Raw genomic sequence first — 20822 nt, forward strand, 5'->3', positions numbered from 1 at the left:
CTATTAATTATTGTTCTCTTTCAGCCTTCCGTATTGGTAAGGAACTCCCATATTCTCGCGCAGTGTTTTCCCTTCATATTCCCTGTGGAATAAACCGCGGTCCTGCAAAATTGGGACAACCAGTTCCACAAAATCAGCAACTCCATCATAGGCTATATCCGGAACAACCGAGAAGCCGTCACATGCACCAGCCAAAAACCATTCTTCCAAGAAGTCAGCAACTTGTACGGGGGTACCTGCAACTACTGGATGATAGTTAATAACCCCATGAGCAAGAACATCACGAATGGAGATCCCTCTTTTCAGCAGCTCTAAAGCTCTGTGGGACCGTGGATCCATTGGATTGGCATATGCCTTTTTCAACAAGTCAGCTGATAAAGGTTGATCAATATCAACCGAATTCTCCGATAGTCGTAAACCAACCATTGAACCAAGGTAACTTACCCTTCCTGGAATCTCTTCAGGATTAAAACTCATAAGCTGTCTTCGTCGTTCTAGTCCTTCTTCTTCAGTTGAGCCTAGGGAAAACATAAAACCTGTATACATCTTGATGTCATCGGGATTTCTGCCAAAACGGGCAGCACTTTGTCGAAGCGCTTGTCTGTGTTCACGAGCAGATTCTATATCATAAGGATTTGCATAAACACCAGAAGCGTATCTTCCCGCCAATTCCAATCCTTCAACCCCTCCACCTGCTTGAAAAATAACTGGCTGACCTTGCTCAGAGGGTGGGATGGGCAAAGGACCACGAGATGCATAATATTCCCCTTGAAGATTAATAGGCCGAATTTTGTCCATGTCGGCAAATTTTCCTCCTTCTACATCTAACGTCCAAGCGTCTGATTCCCAACTCCCCCACAATGCTTGAACAATTTGGATGAATTCATGAGCCATGTCATATCGTTCTTGGCGACTGGCAATCTGAGCACCAAAATTTGCTGCCGCTACTGGATTTGATGTGGTGACAGCATTCCATCCTACACGTCCATGACTTATAACATCCAGTGCTTTGAACTGACGTGCTATGTTATATGGATAATTGAATGTCGTTGATAGGGTAGCAACAAGCCCAATATGTTTCGTTTCTCTAGCTACAGCCATTAGTGCTAACATAGGATCCATAGGGAACATAGGAGTCTGAGGACCTAAGTCATTGTATAATCCAGGAGTATCAGCGATAAAAATCATTTGAAATTTCCCTTTTTCAGCTAATTTAGCTCGCTCCACATAACCATCCGTATTTGTGTAGGCTGCTGGGTCTGTACCAGGCATTCTCCAAGCGTTGAATTCAGCTCCATATCCAGAGACCATTTGTAGTGCCAGTTGCATTTCTTTTCTTTTCATGTATCTTCACTCCTTTATTTTTAAAAGGCTCCAAGTAAACAAAAAAGCCGCTGTAAACTCTTTCTAATTAGATTCAATAAATTTGTAAAACACAAAATTAGCTTACTAACTAATTTGAAACATTTTAGCAAGTATGGATATCAATGTTTCAACTAGACGCATCCTCTTCAGTGGTTTCCTATAAACTTTTTCTTTTTCTTAGTAACTAAACGATATAGACTGATTTTATTTAGCATGCTAAATATCAACATAGAGAAAACTTTAGAATAAGTTTCTCTCCATTCTCTTCATAAGTTCCCTTAAGATTAAGCGTTCTTCCGGTAAAATTGAACCGAGTAATTTTTCTTGTTGCTGCTTCCATTTGAAATCAACAGGTTTCTCTAATTCTTTCCCTCTGTCAGTTAGGTAAATTCGCATAACCCTTGCATCTTGTTCATCACGTTTACGGTATATGAACCCATTTTGCTCCAACGATTTAACCATATTTGTTACCGTAGGCGGCTCACATTTTAAATGTTCACATAGTTGCATTTGTGTTATTCCATCACCTAACCACAAACGAGCGAGTAGTCTATCCTGGCCTACATGAAGATTAAGTTCTCTTAGATTTTCGCTATAATCTCGACGCATTTTGGATGAAATTTTATCTAATGACTCACGAATTTCGCATCCAACTATATCGTTCATAGGTATACCCCCATTACTACGATGTATTTAGTAAGCTAACTATATCATAGTTAAAAATTAGTTGTCCATCTAACTTAAGAGAACTACTCTCATTTTATCAGGCTGAATTTATCTAGAACGGACGACAAAGGGATATGGATCAATGCATCATTATCTGTTAAACACTGAAATGTCCGGATTCTGTATATTACACCGTTTTGCCTATCAACTTGTTGTATGGAGTAATTTTGTTACAGACACTAGAATAAAACAAATTCTCAATTTTTAAAAGAGGGCAATAAAAGTTGCCATAGTACATTTTTTTGTACTTAATAGCTTGGTATTACAAAAAAGCTGCCGCAATGACAGCCTAGGCCTTAAATCATTTAGTTTTGAATTAGGGGTAACTTGTAACCAATAAATGTGAGGGCCTTGGTTAGTCTGCCTGCTCCCCAAACTTCTTCCCGAACTCTTCCATCAAATCAATAATAGGGATCAATTCTTCCCCTTTTGAGGTTAGTGAATACTCAACACGAGGAGGAACCTCTGGAAAAACTTTGCGATTAATTAAACCATCCGTTTCCAGTTCTCGAAGTTGCTTTGTAAGAGAACCTTGTGAAATATCCCATAAAAAGGCTTTAATTTCACTATAGCGACGCTCTTTGGTCTTTAAATACCATAGAATTACATATTTCCAACGTCCGGAGAGGATATTTTGGGTATAAGCAATGCCATAAAATTCTCTTTGTTCCTTTATACACTCTTTATCAAATCCATCCTTACATATCCTAGACACCTTCTTCACCCGCTTTCTACTGTTAAGTACAAAAAACTGTACTACGTCAATTTTTTTTGCCTACTTTAAAAAGATGAGAAATGATTTTATTCTAGTATATGTAACAGAAATACTCAATACTTTTTATTATCTAATATATGTTTACAATTTGATAAACATATGATTGTGTAACTTTAAGCTGAATAATTCTTTTATATACAAATACTTTAGGAGGAACAATCATGAGATTTGGAATTATAGGTGCTGGACCAATTGGGTCAATTATTTCGAAAAAATTGGTTAAGATTGGACATGATGTCAAAATTGCAGATGCGCGAGGAATTGAACATTTAGAAGGAAAAGAACTTGCTGGAACAGCTGTGCGGGTAGAGGATGCCATTAAAAATATTGATGTTCTAATACTATCGCTCCCTATAAATGTACTTCCAAACATTCGGAACACTATCGATCAAGTTGGTGAGGCAGTCATCATTGTAGATACTTCAAATTATTATCCTTTTAGAAACGGTAAAATTGAAGAAATAGAGAACGGGATGGTTGAAAGTGTTTGGGTTTCAAATCAATTAGGCAGACCTATCATAAAAGCTTTCAACAACTTATTAGCCTACACTTTAGAACATGAAGGAAAATCCGAGGATTCTAGTGGACGAATCGCGATGGCAGTTGCTGGTAATGATCCTACACAAAAATACGAAATCATGGAAGTAGTAAACAAGTTAGGCTTTGACGCAGTAGACAGTGGTTCTTTAAGTGACTCTTGGAGACAGCAGCCAGGAACTCCTGCTTACTGCACAGAGTTAACAAAAGATGATCTTACGAAAGCGTTGAAAAAGGCAAATAAAGAAAAAGCACCCTTACTACGGGACAAGGTGATGGAACGGTTTGCAGAGCTCTTTGCAGAAAAAAAGGAAGGCGAATTTTCACATAAGGATATTGTGAATATAAACAGAGAAATATACAATTTATAAAAACAAAAGGTGCACTCAGTTAAGGTGTACCTTTTTGTATATCCATATATACCTATTTTGCTAAAAAAATCATAACTACTATTGGAAATTCTGAAAGATTCAAGAGTCCGTTAAGTTGGATCTTAATTCTTTCAAAACAGAATTTATTTATAATTATGTTTTAAATCCCTCTTCTACTAACCTGCCCTACACGTTTAAGAACATTCTTTCAAAAGGTAGACAGTGTTGCACAGTAATGGTCTAATCCGTATTACTTACTTACATTCTTGTTCAACTTTACTGCCTTTGGTTTAAGTAAAGATCGTCACAATCATAACGAGTCAAACTGGAAATTCATTCAAACAATCCTCGACAATATGGCCTGATTGCGGAAAAGAGTAACTGGAGCTTTTAACTTTACTACTTTTTATAAAGTAGTGTTTGTTATGCAATTGCTGTAACAAAAAAGACCCTACTTATCAGGCCCTTTCTGAGTTGGGAAAAGTCATTAAAACCATTTTCTTGTGTGATTATATAGGCTCGGAAGACATTCGGAGAGAAATTAATGAAGGCCTCAATGTTGTAGAGAATTGGAATTCCGCCAACAGCTTTATTTTTTACGGAAAGGGTGGAGAAAATTTCAACAAATATATTGGAAGACCAGGAGGTTGCCGTTCTTTCCCTACATTTATTGCAAAATTGCCTCGTGTATATTAATACACTCATGATTCAATTTGTATTATCGGAAAAGCAGTGGCAAGATATGATGACACCTGAAGACTTAAGAGCGTTAAGTCCACTTATCTATAGCCATGTAAATCCTTATGGTATCTTTAAATTGGATATGATGGAGAGAATTCCAATCGAAGAAATACAATCAGAAAAAGAAAATACTTTGCATATTTAACTTTATTCCTTATTGCGGGTAGTGACAGCTTCGCTGGTACTACCCCGGATCAACGGGACCTACTGGAGTTACAGGAATCACTGGTGCAACTGGAACAGGTGGTTTTACGGATACAGCACTTTATGCTGCTAATAGTTCTGGTCCTACCATTGTTACTGTAGCCGGAGGAACGAATATTCCTTTGCAAACTTTCAAAACATTACTGGTTTTACAGCAAACGGCACAAGTACTGTTTTTACCGTTCTGCAAACTGGTAAATATTATATTACGTATCAAGTCAACACCACTGCAGCTCTTTTAATTAATACATGTTTGCTTTTAAATGGAGCAACTACTGTGCCTGGTTCTGTTCAATCACCTGTTATCTCTACTTCGTTTATCAATAATACTGTAATCGTTAATTTAACAGCTGGAAGCATCATTTCACTGCAGTTTTTTGGGGCAGTTGTCACAGCTGTTTTAGTTGGCGGGGGTGCTGCTGCAGGTGCTGCCTTGACCATCATACGGCTTAGCTAAACTAAAAAAGAAAGGCTTTTTCAGCCTTTCTTTTTTATGTCTTCTATTACATTTATACAATGTTCAATATCATGAGACTGCAAAAGGTGAAAAATAGATTGGATGATTGCAAACTCTAAATTCCACCATTCTAATAACTGCAGTTTTTCGATCATTTCGGATGAAAACCGATATTTCATGAGCTGCTGCGGATTTCCTGCAGCAATTGCATATGGCGGCACATCTTTTGTGATGACACTATTTGCTCCGATCACTGCTCCGTTCCCTATACATACTCCTGACATAATCGTCGCGCCATATCCAATCCATACGTCGTGTCCTATCTGCACATCTCCTTTTGATTTGGGATGTCCTTTGATGTGGGCAGCTTCTTTGAAAATTTGATTAAACGGATACGTTGTGACCCAATCTGTCCGGTGTTCACCGCCAAGGAAAATTTTCACTTCGTTTGCGATGGAACAAAACTTCCCAATGTTTAGTGTCGCACCTTCCCCCCATGTCAGCACTTGGAAATCTGGTCCGGCATAAGAAAAATCACCGATATTGTGCGAGCTCAGTTCACTTCTTTGATTCAAAAACATAGAAGATCAGACCTCCTGAAAAGTGATAGATCTTCGTATGTATATGCTGCTTCACACTTTCACATTATGACTGAACAAGCGCTACAATTTGTTTTTTCTTCCATACGAGCTGATAGTAGCCGTATTGAAGGAGTAAGTTCACAAAGAAAGCCGCAGGATAGCCAATCCATATGCCCTTGATGCCAAGGGATGTGTAGTGCGATAGCACATAAGCGACTGGTACTTCTACAAGCCAAATGGAGCAAATACTAAAGATTGTTGGCCATAAAACTGTTCCACTTGCTCTCATCGTGGCTGCAACAATTTGGGCCGTTCCAAAAATAAGATAGCTCCATAATGTAATGACGACCAAGCTATAGGCAATGTCAATCGTCTTAGAATCTGTTAAAAAGATAGATAAAATCTGTGGTGCAAAGAGATAAACGATGATAATAATGAATCCGCCTATGGCAAAATTGAGCCCTAACCCGATTTTTATCACATCTTTCAAGCGGTTGTTATTCCCTGCACCGATGAATTGTGCTGCAAAGATAGAGACTGCAATGCCAAGACTCACTGCCGGCATCTGTACATAGCTCACGACTTGATTGACAACACCATAGGCAGCTGTGGCCTGTGATCCATAATCGTTGACAAAAGAAATAACAGCAATTTCTGATAAAGAAATAAGGATCATATTAATGCTCGATGGAATGCTGAGCTTTAATAATGTTTTTAGTAGATCCCCTTTCATCAATAAATGCTTTCTCACTGATGCATCAATGCGAAGCGGGTGCTTTGTCTTATATAAGTAGATATGTAGAATAATAAACGTCACAATGGTTGAAATCACAGAAGCATATGCAGCGCCGTATAAACCAAATGCCGGCAGTCCCAGCCAGCCAAATAATAAAATGGGCAGCATTAAAATATTCGTTGCCGTACTAATCATTAAGAAATAAAAAGGCGTTTTTGAATCCCCAGTTCCTCGCAGGAAGGTCGTGTAAACAAAATAAAGAAATAAGATCGGCATTGAGATGAATAGAATTCTGGCGTATGCCGCACTTTCCTCCACAATATTTGCAGGTGTTCCCATGAGATTTAGGATGTCTGTTGCAAATAAACCTCCAATGATCGCTAAAGAAAGTCCGATTAAAAAGGTGAATGAAAGCGTTGTGCCAATAATTTCTTTTAATCTTTTTTCATTTTTCGCTCCATACGCTTGTCCAATAAGGATGGAACTTCCCGATCCAATTCCAATGGAAAAAGAAACGAGTAAAAAGAAAAGCGGAAAGAATGCAGAAATAGCAGCTACTGCATCCTCTCCAATCCATCTACCGACAAGAACGATGGATACAAGCTGTCCGATTGATTGCAAAATATTGCTAAGCAAAAGCGGGACGAGAAAAATGGACATGGTTTTTACTAAAGATTGATTGTTATCTAACGTCATGATGGTACTCCTTCTCTATCTAAAGATTCTCAGCTAAAATGCTGACAATATGGTCTTCTATCTCTTTCCCTTTTTCGTCATCAACAAGATGATTTAATAAAATGGAAAAGGCGACCGTCTTTCCGCTCTTCGTGTCAATATATCCAGAAAGTGTGCTAACCGTTGTTAATGAACCTGTTTTTGCACGTACTTTTTCTAGTGTAGCTGGTTCTTTCAATCTGTTCCTTAACGTCCCTCCGACCATTCGTTCACTTGCCCCTGCTAACGGAAGCGCATGTTCATAGGTCTTAAACCATTTTTCCTTTTGAATGTTTGTCAAAAATAACGTGAACTGGTTGGCAGAAACAAGGTTAATAGGTGATATGCCCGACCCATCTCGCAGCACTGCATGCGAAGGATCGATGCCAAACGCGGGAAGCCGTTCATACATGACATCCAGTCCATCCTCAAAGCTCCCTTTGCTTTTCACTTGTTTTCCAAGTTCCTTTAGCAAAATTTCTGCATGGGTATTGTTGCTGAGTTTCATCATGGGAACAAGCAGATCTGATAAAGGCATCGATGAATGGGTGGCAATTTTCTTAGCTTTTTTAGGAACTTGTTTTGTTTTAAGCGGTCCTTTTACTTGAATCCCTTCCGCCTTTAACGCTCGTTTCATTAAATCTAACGCATAAGTGGTTGGCTCCCATAACGCTACCCATTGTCTAGATGAACTCGCTTTAACCGGAATGGTTCCAGTCAACGTAATCTTGTTTGTGCCGTGAGAGCGCTTAAAAGAAATCTTCTTTTTTCCGCCTTCTGGCACGGTTTTTACTTGATTCATGATTTGAGGGACAGAAGTCTTCGGGATGATGTCATAGGTCGCTTTTTGCCCTGCTTTCTTTCCTGGTTTTACTTCGAGAATCACGGTTCCTGCATCATAATCTTGATTCGGTGAAGCTGTGAGAGCAGAGATTTGTGCACCGTAATATTGATCCTCATCACTCCAAGGCAAATCAATAGAATATCGCGTATCATCATACCAAGTGTCATCTGCCGCAAGCTGTCCGCGAATGGTATGTATTCCGGCCTTTTTCACTTGTTTGGCAAGTGCTGCAAAATCCTCTTCTAATAAAGTCGGATCCCCGGTACCGCGTAGATACAGGTTGCCATGTAACGTTTTCTTTTGAATAGAACCATCCATCCAGATATCTGTCAGGAATGTGTGTGTTTCTCCTAGTATATCAAGGGCGATGGCTGATGTGAGCAGTTTCATATTAGAAGCAGGAGTAAGACGAATATCGGCTTGATGTTCATAAAGAAGAGAGGAGTCAGAAGTATTGCGGACGCTGATGCCGGAGATCGCGCCCTCTAAATCAGGTGCTGTTCGTATGAATTCATCTAAAGCTGTCATCCACGGCAGTGAGTCGTTACGAGCTGTAAGTTGATCATCTTTTGCTGAAAAAGGGAGAAATAAAATCGACAGGATACATATTTGTAAAAACAAGAGCTGTGAAAAACGCTTCACGCAATCCCTCCTTTTTTATCGCAGCCAATTTTAGAAGAATATGTTCATTATACACAAAAGAACGTTTGTTCTCAAAGGTTTTTTAAACAGAAAAGTCAGCTTTCTTTGACGAAAACTGACAAGCCCTTTACCTTTTTTCTGGATTCCAGCCATCGGCTCCGCCAAGAACAGCTTGCACCGTGATTTGACTTGCTTCGTTTTCCGTTAAAATATTGGACCATTTTACGCGATTTGCTACATTGCTTCCGGTCCCAGTCGATCCATATTCTTTATATCTTGCTGTTCTTTCGTTATCACGGTTATCCCAGTTATGCCATCCCTCTGCCTTAATATGTTCATCCATTTTTGTATAGAGGAATGTCACAGCGGAATGAGGCCTCCACGGACGTCCTAAATAAACCGATTGAGCAGCTGCCGTCCCCTTTTTCAACGTAGAATCGATGAATACATAACCATACCTTTGTGCTTCTGTTGTGGATGCTGCAGTAATATACCCATTTCCAAGACTTTTTATTTCAGCTCTTTTAAACACAGCTGTGGCTGATCCAAAAATAAAATCGACCGTGCCCTCGATATAGCAGTTTTCATAATATTGCCGGCCTGAGCCTGTTGCATAAAGTGTATCTTGATACCCTAAGACTCTTATTTGTTTGAACGCAGCCCGGTCGCCAGACACATACAGCGCAACCGCCTGACCAGCATGTCTGCCAGCTGTATTTTGAAAGGTGATATTTTCTGCGTAAAAGTCGTTCGAACGAATCATAGTGCTGGAGCTATTAGTTGTGCTGCCAGTACTTGCATTTGTATCATCATACGTCAGAATCGTCTTGTGCTGGTTTTCGCCGATAAAGGACACGTGTGGTTTATTTTGAGGAAGCAGGATCTTTTCTTTATATACACCATTTTTAATATAGATCGTTACGCGCTGTTGATTGTTCGCTGGAATCGCATCAATGGCAGACTGAACGGTTCGAAACGAGCCATTTCCCTTTTGATCGACCACAAGGACGCGGTTTGTTTGATTCTGATGTTCGGCTGCTTGAAGTGAAGCTGAGTTAAATAGTAATAAAGACAAGACGACCACAAGCCATACCTTTCCATACTTCATCGCACATCTCCTCCTCTTTGTGAACATTTTCAATCAAACATTCTTTTTGATCCTATTCATGACACACAAAAAAAACACCCACTTAATTTTGTTGTGGATGTTTTTTAGACTTTTCATATTTTATCGCATAAATCCCTTCATTTTCAATCCATTCACAAAATAGAACGTCTCGATGAGAAGAAATGTGCTGCTTTTTTAATTGCTCACTCAGCCATGTTTCGTCAAAGCCAGCTTCTTGTAGGTCATCTTTTAAAATTTCGCCATCAATAATAAATGTTCTAGGCAATTTGACTTCTTTTCCCTTCACGTTCACATCTTCTGCTGTGGCAGTTGCGTATTTCATTTTCGGAAGAACACTGACAGAGCCGTCTGTTTCCAAAATGGCATATTCTATTTCATGCAAGGCAAAATGACCTTTCGCGCGAATCAGTGTCTGCAGCTGATTGAGATCAAGCATATTTTTCTTCAAACGATTGTAGTGAATGTTTCCTTTATCAATGACAAGCGTAGGTCTTCCTTCTAAAAAGGCTCGAATACCTTTAAAGCGTTGTGAAAACCATTCAACTGTATAGATGAGAACGCCCCATACCGCAACAGCAAACAAAATGTGCTGAATCTTGACTTCTGGGTCAAAAATGGCGTTTCCGACCATTTCGCCTAAAATCAGTGCAGAAATAAAATCAAACGGCGTGATTTGTGCAAACTGTGTTTTCCCTAATAATTTTGTAATAAAAAATAAGGCGAAAAACCCGATAAATAGTTCAATCAAAATACTAAAAAACGGCACAGAAATTCCTTCCTTTCTTGCTGCATTTACATACAGCATATACATGAAAGGAAGGATCTAAACTATTTATGAGGGCAATAAAATAAAGACATCGTCCCCCTCGACCAATGTTTCATACGTTTTAACGCATCCGTGATCTGGTGCTTGAACGTTCCCTGACGAAAGATCAATCTTCCAATCATGCATTGGACAGAAGACATGGTCTCCACTTACCATTCCTTCAGCCAGAACACCGCCTTTATGAGGGCAGCGGTTTTCAATGGCTTTGAACTGCTTATTAGAGGTTTGAAAAACAGCTAATTCAAGAGTACCGGCTGCGACTGTTTTTCCTAGCTGCAGCGGAAAATCTGATAGGGTGCCAATGTGAACTTTTACAACTGAAACTGTCATATGATCTCATCCCTTCAATTGATTTATACAGAAGCCGTCGCTTTTTGAAATAATTGTTTCGTGTCTTTTTGACTCTCGCGCAGCTCCTGCCAAGGCTCCTCATACGTTGACAGTGCGATGTCCATTCTTTGGATTAAGGCTTCTCGTTTCTCATCATCTAGGAGTACTGATTGAATATGATCTAATCCAAGTCGTTCAACCCAAGCAGAGGTTCTTTCTAGATAATTTGCCGTTTCTCTGTAATATTGAAGGTACGCAGCTGCCACTTGCTCTACTTCTTCTGCTGTACTGACCTTCATCAATAAATTTCCAGCCCGCAAGTGTGTGCCGCCATTTCCGCCGGCGTACAATTCAAACCCTCCATCAATTCCCACAATTCCAAGGTCTTTAATGCCAGATTCTGCACAGTTTCTAGGGCAAGCAGAGACAGCCATTTTGACTTTATGCGGTGTCGCAAGACCTTCGAATTTCTTTTCAAGTGCAATGCCAAGAGCCATCGAGTCCTGTGTGCCGAACCGGCAAAATTGTTCTCCAACACAAGTTTTGACCGTTCTTAAAGATTTTCCGTATGCATAACCAGATGGCATATCCAGGTCTGCCCATACTTTAGGTAAATCTTCTTTTTTGACACCTAGAAGGTCGATACGCTGGCCGCCAGTCATTTTCACAAGCGGTATTTCATATTTGTCGACGACATCAGCTATTTTTCTCAGGTCATTTGCATTTGTCACGCCGCCGTACATCCGCGGAACAACCGAATAGGTGCCATCTTTTTGAATATTGGCATGCATGCGTTCATTCACAAATCGTGAGCTCTTTTCATCTTTGTACTCAAGAGGTTGAAGCATGCCTAAATAATAATTCAGGGCAGGTCGGCATTTTGAACAGCCTTCCTCTGTCTCCCAGTCAAGTACGTTCATCACTTCTTTGACATGCTGCAGGCCCTTCTCTTTGATTTCATGAATGACTTCATCTCGTGAACGAGTGGTGCAGGCGCAGATGGTTTCTTTTTGGGCTGTTCGGTTCGCATCATCGCCCAACGTGTGCCAAAGAATCTCTTCGACAACGGGCTTGCAGCCTCCACATGATCGTGAGGCACTTGTACATTGCTTCACTTCCTGAATCGTTGTTAAGCCTTCTTTTTGAATGGCTTCCACAATCTGACCCTTTGAGACACCATTACAGCCGCAAACGATATGGTCATTTGCCATGCTTTCAATCGTGCTTTCTTGCGCCGGATCATTCGAGGTTAAGACAGATACCTTCTCCATATCCGACATATCTACCCCTTCTCTAATATACGAGAATAGACGAGGTCCATCGCTTGTTTCTCCAAACATGACGGCACCTACTAATCGGTTTTGCTGGAAGACTAGTTTTTGATAGATGCCTTTTTGTTCGTCAAAGATTTTGATCGCTTTTTTCTCATCGTTTTCTATAAAGTCACCAGCTGAAAACACGTCAACCCCCGATACTTTCAGTTGCGTTGACAGAACAGAGCCTTCATATGGCACAGGATTCATGTCACATACATGCCCAGCAAGCACATTCGCTTGATCGTATAAAGGAGCGACAAGCCCGTACGTTTGTCCTCTGTGTTCTACACATTCTCCGACGGCATAAATGCCTGGGACACTCGTTTCCATGAAATCATTGACAATAATACCTCGGTTCACTTCAAGGCCGCTTATCTCTGCAAGCATTTTACTTGGTTTAATTCCTACAGCCATGACGACTAGGTCTGTCTCAAGTGTCGTGCCATCTGAAAATGATAACCCTTCAACTCTTGTATCTCCTAAAATCTCATTTGTCTGTTTTCCTAACAGGAAGTTCATGCCCTGTTCTTCTAATGCTTTTTGTAGAAGCTGACCTGCAATAGGGTCTAGCTGGCGTTCCATTAAATGAGAGCTGAGGTGAATGACATTCACTTCCATGCCTAAGTTGAGTAGGCCGCGTGCTGCTTCCAGTCCAAGAAGGCCGCCTCCAATGACTGCTGCTTTTTTGTACCTGCTAGAGGCATTGACCATTTCCTCTGTGTCTTGCAATGTACGAAAGGCCGTCACGCCTTTTTTATCACTCCCTGGAATCGGCAGGATAAACGGAAGTGACCCTGTTGCTAAAATCAATCGGTCATAATGCACGGTCCGTCCTTGATCACTGGTGACTGTTTGGTTATCTGTATCGATCTTCACAATGGTCTCATTTGTAAACAACTGAATATCATGCTCCTGATACCAATTCCAATCGTTTAGTGTAATATCTTCAACCTTCGTATCTCCTTGAAGCACCTTCGATAAAAGAATCCGGTTATAGTTAGGATGCGGTTCACTTCCAAATACCGTCATGTCGAATCGTTCGCTGTCTGCTTTTAAAATGTTTTCGAGGCTTCGAATGCCAGCCATACCGTTCCCCACTAATACGAGTTTTTCTTTCATGATAAAACACCCCTCATGTGATCATTTTTTAGAAAGTACCATCATCTAAACATAGATGGAAAATACATGTTATGATTTCTCACATATTTTTTAATTCACATAGGCTGACAGCTGTACAGGACAATATTTAAAGCCTGGCATTTTACTGTGCGGATCTAGTTGTTCACTAATTAATTGATTAATGGATTGATGTTTACTCCAGTGAAATGGAACAAACACGGTATCTTTTCGAATGGTGTCTGATATGCGGCATCTCATGATGACACTTCCTCTTTTTGACTGGATGGTCACAAGCTCCCCGTGCTGAAGTCCATACGTTTTTGCTGTGTCAGGATGAAGCTCTGCATAAGATTCAAACTGCCGGGCAACAAGAGAGGTACTTTTTCTTGTTTGAACGCCCGTTTGGTAGTGAGCCATCACTCTGCCCGTCGTTAAATAAAGAGGATATTCTTGACTGACTGGTTCCTTTGCCACATTTTTTCCGTGTGTGACGACGGCAAACTTTGCTAAACTGTCAGAATGTGAGAATACATGTTCAAATAATCTTTCGGTTCCTGGGTCTTCTAGATGCGTACAAGGCCATAATATGCCTTGCTCCTTCCTCAGTCTTTCATAGGTCATGCCTGAGTAATCCGCTTTTGCGCCTTTCGTTGCGGCTCTTAATTCTTCAAAAATCTCTTCTGCGGATGAAAAGGAGAAATAGCCGCTTTTGCCTAATACAGCTGCTATATCACAAATGATTTGCCAATCGTGTTTTCTTTGATGCTTAAGTGGATAGGTTGCTTCTCTAAGCGTAACGCGCCCCTCTACATTTGTCACCGTACCTTCATCCTCTAAATATGACGAAGTAGGTAAAATTACATCTGCCAGCGCAGCTGTCTCAGACATAAATAAATCAACAGCTACAAAAAAGGACAATTTCTTGATGGCTTGTTGAATAAAGCGCGCGTGCGGGCCTGACTGAACGGGGTTTGAGCACATTAAAAAGAGCGCTTTTATTTCTCCTTCCTGCATTTTTTCAAACATCTCAAAAGCAGACACGCCTTTTCCAGGGAGTTCTTTTTCATCAATGTTCCATATGTCAGCTATTTCTTTTCTGTGAGCAGAATTTGTGATATCTCGATACCCTGGAAGCTGATCTGCTTTTTGTCCATGCTCTCTTGCCCCCTGGCCATTTCCTTGCCCGGTTATTGCGCCATAGCCGCACCCAACGCGGCCGATCTTCCCAGTAACAAGCAGAATATTCAGGAAATTTCGTACAGATGCTGTCCCGTCTATTTGCTGCTCAATGCCTCTTGCTGTGAAAATCATGCCTGTCTTTTCTTGTGCGAATTTCCTTGCTGTTTTCTGCAGAACTTCAATCGTCACACCGGTTTGCTCAGCAATGTTTGAGAGGGACATGCGCGAGACGTGCTCCTTTAATTTTTGGAACCCTGACGTTCGATGACGAATAAATGATTCATCTATTAAATGTTCATGAAGCATAATGTGCAAGATGCCGTTTGCCAGTGCAGCATCTGATCCTGGTTTCAGGCTGACATGTACATCGGCTAATTGGGCTGTCGGTGTTTTGCGCGGATCGATGACGATGAGAAATGCACCGTTTTTTTTCGCCTCTTCGACGTACGGCATGAAGGTTGGCTGACATTCTGCTATATTCGTTCCAACCAATATCAATACCCGTGTATGCTTGATGTCACTGAGAGGAAACGTAAGACCCCGGTCAAGTCCGAATGTTTGATTCGCCGCAGTTGCTGCTGACGACATACAAAGTCTCCCGTTGTAATCGATGTATTTCGTTTTCAGCGCCACTCTCGCAAACTTTCCGAGTAAGTACGCCTCCTCATTTGTAATAGATGCGCTTCCGTACACACTGATGGCATCATGCCCGTGTGCCATCTGAAGGGATTCCATGTTTGTTTTGATTTCATTAAGTGCCTCCTGCCATGACGCTTTTACAAATTGCCCGTTTCTTTTGATGAGCGGGTGATTCAAACGTTCTTTGTGCAGTGCGTGCTGGTGTGCATGCTGCCCTTTCATACAAAGTCTCCCGTGCGTAGTTGGATTGTGTACGCCAATCGTTTGATATCTGGTTCGTCCTTCCACATGCTGCTCTACTAGCTGCATTTTGCACTGCATACTGCAAAATGGACATTGGGATTGATACACTCGCTTTCGTTCTTCCTGCTCTGATATTTGCTGGGCATATCGTAAAAAAGACTGACTCATACCTTCACATCCTTTTGTCTGCTTTGGTCAAATTGTTCACAGAGCTCTTTTCTTCTTTCCTCATCAAGCAATTTTTCTCGAATAGAAATAAGTCCATATCGGAGAAGCCAATCGCCGATGGATTCTTGAAAGTATGCACTTTTTCTATAATCTTCAAGCAGCGCTTTTAAAAAAGGGATCAGCTCACTTGATTGAGGCAAAGTGTAAAAAAGCTGGCCGGCCTTCGGCTGACATACGTCACCTCCTATATAAATGTTCCATTCCCCCAGCTGTCTCTTCATGCAAATGTCATATATTGGAGATAGTTTACACGTGCAGGAAGAGCTGGCGACATGAATAGAGGTGACGGCTGGTAAAAGTGTGTCTTCTACTTGTCTTTCAAACTCCATTACTAGTGCTGTGACAGCTGGATCGTGACTACAATCACATGTAAGGACATAAGATAGTCTTCTTTTCTCTTTCGCCATGATGGGCCAATGTTTTTTGACGATCTGTGCCGCCTGTTTTGACACGCCGATGAGCCGTATTCGCTTATGCTCTGTCAGCTCTGCCTGATCAATCAGTTTTTGTTCTAACAAAGACGTCATGATTTTCAGGAAATCCAGTTCAAGACGCCCTCCGTATAGCTGAGGCAGCATGTCTTCTTGATCAGCATCGCTGATTTTTTCAATCGGTGATTGGAATTGCTCGAGATAGTATGGAATGGCAGACCTGCAGTTGCTGCAGCCGTTCTCTGTTTTCCAATGAAAATGTCTTCTGATTTCCTCCACATTCAGCAGCAGTTGCTTTTTGATAAACGAAAAAATGGTCTGCTCATCAGCTTCTGTACATGAACAAAAAGAGGCCGGCGCATCTATTTGTTCATGTGATGATAACTGACAGCAGGCACGGACGAGCTCTTGACAGCCGCCGCAGCCCGTTGCTGCCCCTGTTTGTTTTTGAACCTCTTCTAAGCTTGTCAGCTGATGGGCGGATATGGTGTTCAAAATCGTCCCTTTTGTAACGCTTTGACATTGGCAGACGAGATCGTCCATTTTTAATGAATCTAGAGGAGATGGCTGCTCCTCATGAAGAGCTTTCATGACGACACTTTTATCACGCCCCACTTTCACATCTTGCAAAAGCTGATCGGCTTTCTCCAGTTCTCCAACTAATAAAAAACCTGTTAGTGCCTCGCGTTCAAAGACGAATTTTTTATACACTTCTTGCTCTTCATCTAAATATGTCACCACTGACGTATACGGAGAATGGTGTTCAATACATCCCGCAGAATAGATAGGCATGTCAGGTACCTTTAATTTTGTTGAGTAAATGGGATGAGGTACAGATGTAATTTGCTCGCCTAATAGATGATTGGCAAGTGCATTTGCTTGTTCATAAATGGGCTGAACAAGGCCATGCACCATTCCTTTATGCTCTGCACATTCCCCAATGGCATAAATATCTTGGACATTTGTTTGCATCATATCATTGACGACAATGGCTTTTCGCGTATGAATGCCGTGATTCTTTGCAAGCTGTATGTTTGGACGGATACCTGTTGTGAAGACAACAAGATCAGCATCCACGATGTCGCCATTTTTCAATAGAACGCCTTCTACCCTCTCGTCCCCTAAGCATGCAATGGTATGGGCATTTGTTTTCATCTGGATGCCCTTGCGCGTTAATTGCTGCTGTAATAGACTAGCAGCCGTTTCATCTAATTGGCGCTGCATGAGCCACTCGGCATGATGAATGATGGTTGTCTCAAGTCCCGAAATCTGCAGGCCAGCCGCCACCTCTACACCAAGCACACCGCCTCCGACCACTGCTGCTCGTTGATAACGCATCGCATCCGCACAAATGGCCTCATAATCATCAATTGTACGAAACGCATAAATCCCTTTTTTGGATACGCCCTGAATAGGAAGAAAATACGGCAATGATCCTGTTGCGATGACGAGCTTGTCATAGGGAATTTCCCGGCGCGCTTCTGTCATGATACACTTCTTGTTTGTATCGATATGGACGACTGTTTCCCCTTTGTACATGATGATGTCATGCGCGGTGTACCATTCTTTTTCCTTGAGTTCAATTTGAGATAATGAGTCGCTTTTTTGTAAAATCGATGAAAGTTTTATTCGATTGTAGGCAGGGCGCTTCTCTTTTCCAATGACTGTTATGGCATAGTGTTCTGGCTGTTTTTGAACCATCTGTTCGATACATTTCATACTCGCCATGCCGTTTCCGATAAACACGAGTTTGCGTTTTGCCATATGAAATCAACCTCTCTAAGCTTCTTGCCCAACACATTGTATGGATAGATTATGGCACATGCCTGTAAAAAAGTGTGTAATCATGTCAATTTTTCTAACATGATACTTTTATTACTTGGGATAACTCGCTATCTTTAAGTCAGAAAATTCAAAATAGAGGAGGCATTTTATGAAACTCTCAGAGTTAAAATCAAGTGGTCACCCTAAGACATTGCTAAGTTCCTTTTTATATTTCGATGTGAGCTTTATGATCTGGGTCTTATTAGGGGCACTGGGTGCTTTTATTGCGCAAGACTTTGCTTTATCGACCGCAGAGAAAGGCATGATTGTTGCCATTCCGATTTTATCTGGTTCTTTTTTTCGGATTGTACTTGGCTTATTCACTGATCGTATAGGACCTAAGAAGACAGCGGTAATTGGCATGCTTTTCACCACCATCCCGCTCATCTGGGGGTTCATCGCTGGTACAACCCTTTCCGAGCTCGTGCTGATTGGTATTTTGTTAGGAGTAGCAGGAGCAAGCTTTGCTGTTGCTTTGCCAATGGCAAGCCGCTGGTATCCTCCTCATTTACAAGGCGTGGCCATGGGGATTGCAGGTGCCGGTAACAGCGGAACACTGATCTCCACACTATTTGGTCCACGTCTTGCCGAGATTTATGGATGGCATGCAGTCATGGGGCTCGCCCTGATTCCGTTAAGTCTTGTCTTTTTGTTTTTTATTTTCACAGCAAAAGATGCACCAAATCAGCCCGCTCCAAAGCCGCTACGGTCGTATTTTTCAGTATTTCAGGTGAAATCGACATGGTTTTTCTGCCTGCTTTATGCGATTACATTCGGAGGATTTGTCGGGCTTTCCAGTTTTCTCAGTATTTTCTTTGTGGATCAATATGGTATCTCGAAAATTCATGCAGGTGATTTTGTGACTCTTTGTGTGGCGGCGGGCAGCTTCTTTCGCCCCATCGGTGGTCTCATTGCGGATAAAATAGGTGGAATGAAAGTACTGCTTGGATTATTCGCAGTCATCGGCATCTGCTTAGGAGGGGTGAGCAGTCTTCCAGCTTTACCTTTGGTCATTACCCTTTTATTTACCGGGATGATGTGTCTTGGGATGGGGAATGGCGCAGTTTTTCAGCTGGTGCCTCAAGTATTTCATAAAGAAATTGGGATCGTGACCGGAATTGTTGGTGCTGCTGGGGGCATTGGCGGCTTCTTTTTACCTAATATTCTGGGCAGTTTAAAAGAAGTGACGGGCTCATATATGTTTGGCTTTTTGACCATTTCTCTTTTTGTTCTAGTTGTCTTTATTTGTTTAGTCATATCGCAGCTTAAACGCAAAAAAGTCATCATCAACCACACCATTTCTGAATCATAAAAAGCCATGACCACTCTTTGGCCATGGCTTTTCTTTATATGTGTAAACACCCTTTGTATGACCTATTTTGGCAGAACCGAACTCCCCATTAAATAACGGTCTACCTCGTGCGCCACTTGTCTGCCTTCATTAATTGCCCAGACAATCAAGCTTTGCCCGCGTCTTGCATCTCCCGCTGCAAATACGCCTTCTACATTTGTTGTATACTCCCCATACTTTGCGTCAATACGATTGTTTTTGCTGTCCACGCCAAAGTGTTTCACGAGCGGCTGTTCAGTTCCCTCAAAACCAATTGCAATAAAGACTAGCTGAGCAGGCCATACCTTTTCTGTCCCTGGAATCTCATGAAATTCAAACTTCCCCTGTTCGTTTTTCACCTTTTCCATTTGAATGGTATGAAGCTCTTTTAATTTCCCATTTTTGTCTGCCACAATTTTTGTGGTTTGAATGGAATATTGACGCGGATCTTCTCCGAATTTTGCTTGTGCTTCTTCATAAGCATAATCCAGTGAGAAGACGTAAGGCTGTTCAGGCCACATGTTATCCCCTACACGTGTATCCGGAAGTTTTGGGTGCTTCCCGAACTGAACAACACTTTTTGCTTTTTGGCGAAGTGCAGTTGCGACGCAATCCGCACCTGTATCTCCCCCGCCAATGACAATGACGTCTTTTCCTTTTGCATCAATGAAGTTTTTGTCTTTAAATCCTGAATCAAGCATGCTTTTTGTTGCGAGGGTTAAATAATCCATCGCAAGGTGAATCCCTTTAGCTTCCCGGCCTTCAATCAACAGGTCACGCTGCTTCTGTGCACCTGTACAAAGGATGACCGCATCAAACTGTTCTTTCAGTTCGTCGGCAGTGACATCGACGCCGATTTCTGTGTTCGTTACAAAATCAATGCCTTCTTGTCTCAACAGTTTGACTCTTCGCTCCACCACTTCTTTGTCCAGCTTCATGTTTGGAATGCCGTATGTCAGCAGCCCGCCAAGGCGGTCAGACCGTTCGAACACTGTTACGGCGTGGCCTGCTTGGTTTAATTGATCCGCACTTGCAAGTCCTGCTGGCCCTGAGCCGACAATGGCAATCTTCTTGCCTGTACGGCTTGAAGGAATTCTTGGTGTGATCCATCCATTTTCAAAGCCTTTATCAATGATCGTCCGTTCGATATTTTTAATCGAAACGGCTGGATCATTGATGGCAACTGTACATGACCCTTCGCAAGGTGCTGGACATACTCTCCCAGTAAATTCTGGGAAATTATTTGTTTTTTGCAGTCTTTCGAGAGCTTCTTTCCATCTCCCGCGGTACACAAGGTCATTCCATTCTGGAATTAAATTGTAGATCGGGCAGCCTGAGACGCCGCCTTTGATCTCCATCCCAATTTGACAAAACGGTGTGCCGCAATCCATACATCTAGCGCCCTGCTTCTTCAATACGTCATCTGTATAAGGAGCGGAATATTCTTTCCAGTCATTTTGACGAGTGAGAGGGTCACGTTCATTTGGCTTTTCTCTTTTATAATCCATAAAACCTGTTGCTTTGCCCATTGTCCT

General features: G+C 41.6%; 16 protein-coding genes and 1 pseudogene. 4 read left to right on the forward strand and 13 right to left on the reverse strand.

The genetic code is table 11. The features are described from left to right. Positions 1–3 precede the first annotated feature (3 nt). The 3 genes from C6348_RS04825 to C6348_RS04835 form a co-directional block, all read right to left on the reverse strand. Positions 4–1344 carry an NtaA/DmoA family FMN-dependent monooxygenase gene (locus C6348_RS04825; protein WP_106042124.1) on the reverse strand — a complete coding sequence of 447 codons (1341 nt, stop codon included), beginning with the start codon at positions 1342–1344 and terminating at the stop codon, positions 4–6. Positions 1345–1605: 261 nt separating this feature from the next. After that, positions 1606–2031, reverse strand: a complete 426-nt coding sequence (locus C6348_RS04830) for a MarR family winged helix-turn-helix transcriptional regulator (protein ID WP_034660872.1) — start codon at positions 2029–2031, stop codon at positions 1606–1608. 415 nt (positions 2032–2446) lie between these two features. Beyond that, complete coding sequence (locus C6348_RS04835) at positions 2447–2806, reverse strand: winged helix-turn-helix transcriptional regulator (protein WP_170938387.1); 360 nt, start codon at positions 2804–2806, stop codon at positions 2447–2449. Between the two features lie 221 nt (positions 2807–3027). On the opposite strand from C6348_RS04835, the gene C6348_RS04840 reads away from it, so the two are divergent. From C6348_RS04840 to C6348_RS19020, 3 genes and pseudogenes are all read left to right on the forward strand, one after another. Continuing rightward, positions 3028–3774: an NADPH-dependent F420 reductase gene (locus C6348_RS04840; RefSeq protein WP_106042126.1), complete on the forward strand. Its 747-nt coding sequence runs from the start codon at positions 3028–3030 to the stop codon at positions 3772–3774. A gap of 438 nt (positions 3775–4212) precedes the next feature. Continuing rightward, positions 4213–4660, forward strand: a pseudogene (locus tag C6348_RS04845) (Tn3 family transposase); the annotation flags it as partial. Positions 4661–4858: 198 nt separating this feature from the next. Further along, positions 4859–5176: a BclA C-terminal domain-containing protein gene (locus tag C6348_RS19020; protein ID WP_223251529.1), complete on the forward strand. Its 318-nt coding sequence runs from the start codon at positions 4859–4861 to the stop codon at positions 5174–5176. Positions 5177–5196: 20 nt separating this feature from the next. On the opposite strand, the gene C6348_RS04855 is transcribed toward C6348_RS19020, so the two are convergent. The 9 genes from C6348_RS04855 to C6348_RS04895 all read right to left on the reverse strand — a co-directional run bounded on the left by C6348_RS04855 (position 5197) and on the right by C6348_RS04895 (position 17897). Then, positions 5197–5757 carry a CatB-related O-acetyltransferase gene (locus C6348_RS04855; protein WP_106042128.1) on the reverse strand — a complete coding sequence of 187 codons (561 nt, stop codon included), beginning with the start codon at positions 5755–5757 and terminating at the stop codon, positions 5197–5199. Positions 5758–5821: 64 nt separating this feature from the next. Next, positions 5822–7189 (reverse strand): MATE family efflux transporter, encoded by a 1368-nt coding sequence (locus C6348_RS04860; protein WP_106042130.1) that lies wholly within the window; start codon positions 7187–7189, stop codon positions 5822–5824. Between the two features lie 19 nt (positions 7190–7208). After that, positions 7209–8693, reverse strand: coding sequence for a D-alanyl-D-alanine carboxypeptidase/D-alanyl-D-alanine endopeptidase (gene dacB, locus C6348_RS04865; RefSeq protein WP_106042132.1), 1485 nt, complete (start codon positions 8691–8693; stop codon positions 7209–7211). A 127-nt stretch (positions 8694–8820) separates the two neighbouring features. Then, positions 8821–9801 (reverse strand): pectinesterase family protein, encoded by a 981-nt coding sequence (locus C6348_RS04870; RefSeq protein ID WP_034660878.1) that lies wholly within the window; start codon positions 9799–9801, stop codon positions 8821–8823. Positions 9802–9883: 82 nt separating this feature from the next. After that, positions 9884–10627, reverse strand: a complete 744-nt coding sequence (locus C6348_RS04875; RefSeq protein WP_189293913.1) for a DUF421 domain-containing protein — start codon at positions 10625–10627, stop codon at positions 9884–9886. Between the two features lie 27 nt (positions 10628–10654). Then, positions 10655–10978 (reverse strand): nitrite reductase small subunit NirD, encoded by a 324-nt coding sequence (gene nirD, locus C6348_RS04880; protein WP_034660879.1) that lies wholly within the window; start codon positions 10976–10978, stop codon positions 10655–10657. Positions 10979–11001: 23 nt separating this feature from the next. Beyond that, the gene (nirB, locus tag C6348_RS04885; RefSeq protein WP_106042134.1) at positions 11002–13413 is read right to left on the reverse strand and encodes a nitrite reductase large subunit NirB; all 2412 of its coding nucleotides are present in this window, start codon (positions 13411–13413) and stop codon (positions 11002–11004) included. A gap of 90 nt (positions 13414–13503) precedes the next feature. Continuing rightward, complete coding sequence (nasC, locus tag C6348_RS04890; protein WP_106042136.1) at positions 13504–15642, reverse strand: assimilatory nitrate reductase catalytic subunit NasC; 2139 nt, start codon at positions 15640–15642, stop codon at positions 13504–13506. Then, positions 15639–17897, reverse strand: a complete 2259-nt coding sequence (locus C6348_RS04895) for an FAD-dependent oxidoreductase (RefSeq protein WP_106042138.1) — start codon at positions 17895–17897, stop codon at positions 15639–15641. Before C6348_RS04895 ends, nasC begins: the two co-directional genes overlap by 4 nt. Before the next feature lie 169 nt (positions 17898–18066). On the opposite strand from C6348_RS04895, the gene C6348_RS04900 reads away from it, so the two are divergent. Further along, the gene (locus tag C6348_RS04900; protein ID WP_034660883.1) at positions 18067–19269 is read left to right on the forward strand and encodes a nitrate/nitrite transporter; all 1203 of its coding nucleotides are present in this window, start codon (positions 18067–18069) and stop codon (positions 19267–19269) included. A 62-nt stretch (positions 19270–19331) separates the two neighbouring features. Here the strand turns inward: C6348_RS04900 and gltD are convergent, their stop codons facing one another. Further along, positions 19332–20816: a glutamate synthase small subunit gene (gltD, locus tag C6348_RS04905; protein WP_106042140.1), complete on the reverse strand. Its 1485-nt coding sequence runs from the start codon at positions 20814–20816 to the stop codon at positions 19332–19334. Positions 20817–20822 lie beyond the last annotated feature (6 nt).

It is taken from the genome of Bacillus sp. YBWC18, from assembly GCF_002998775.1.
Lineage (GTDB): Bacteria > Bacillota > Bacilli > Bacillales > Bacillaceae > Bacillus.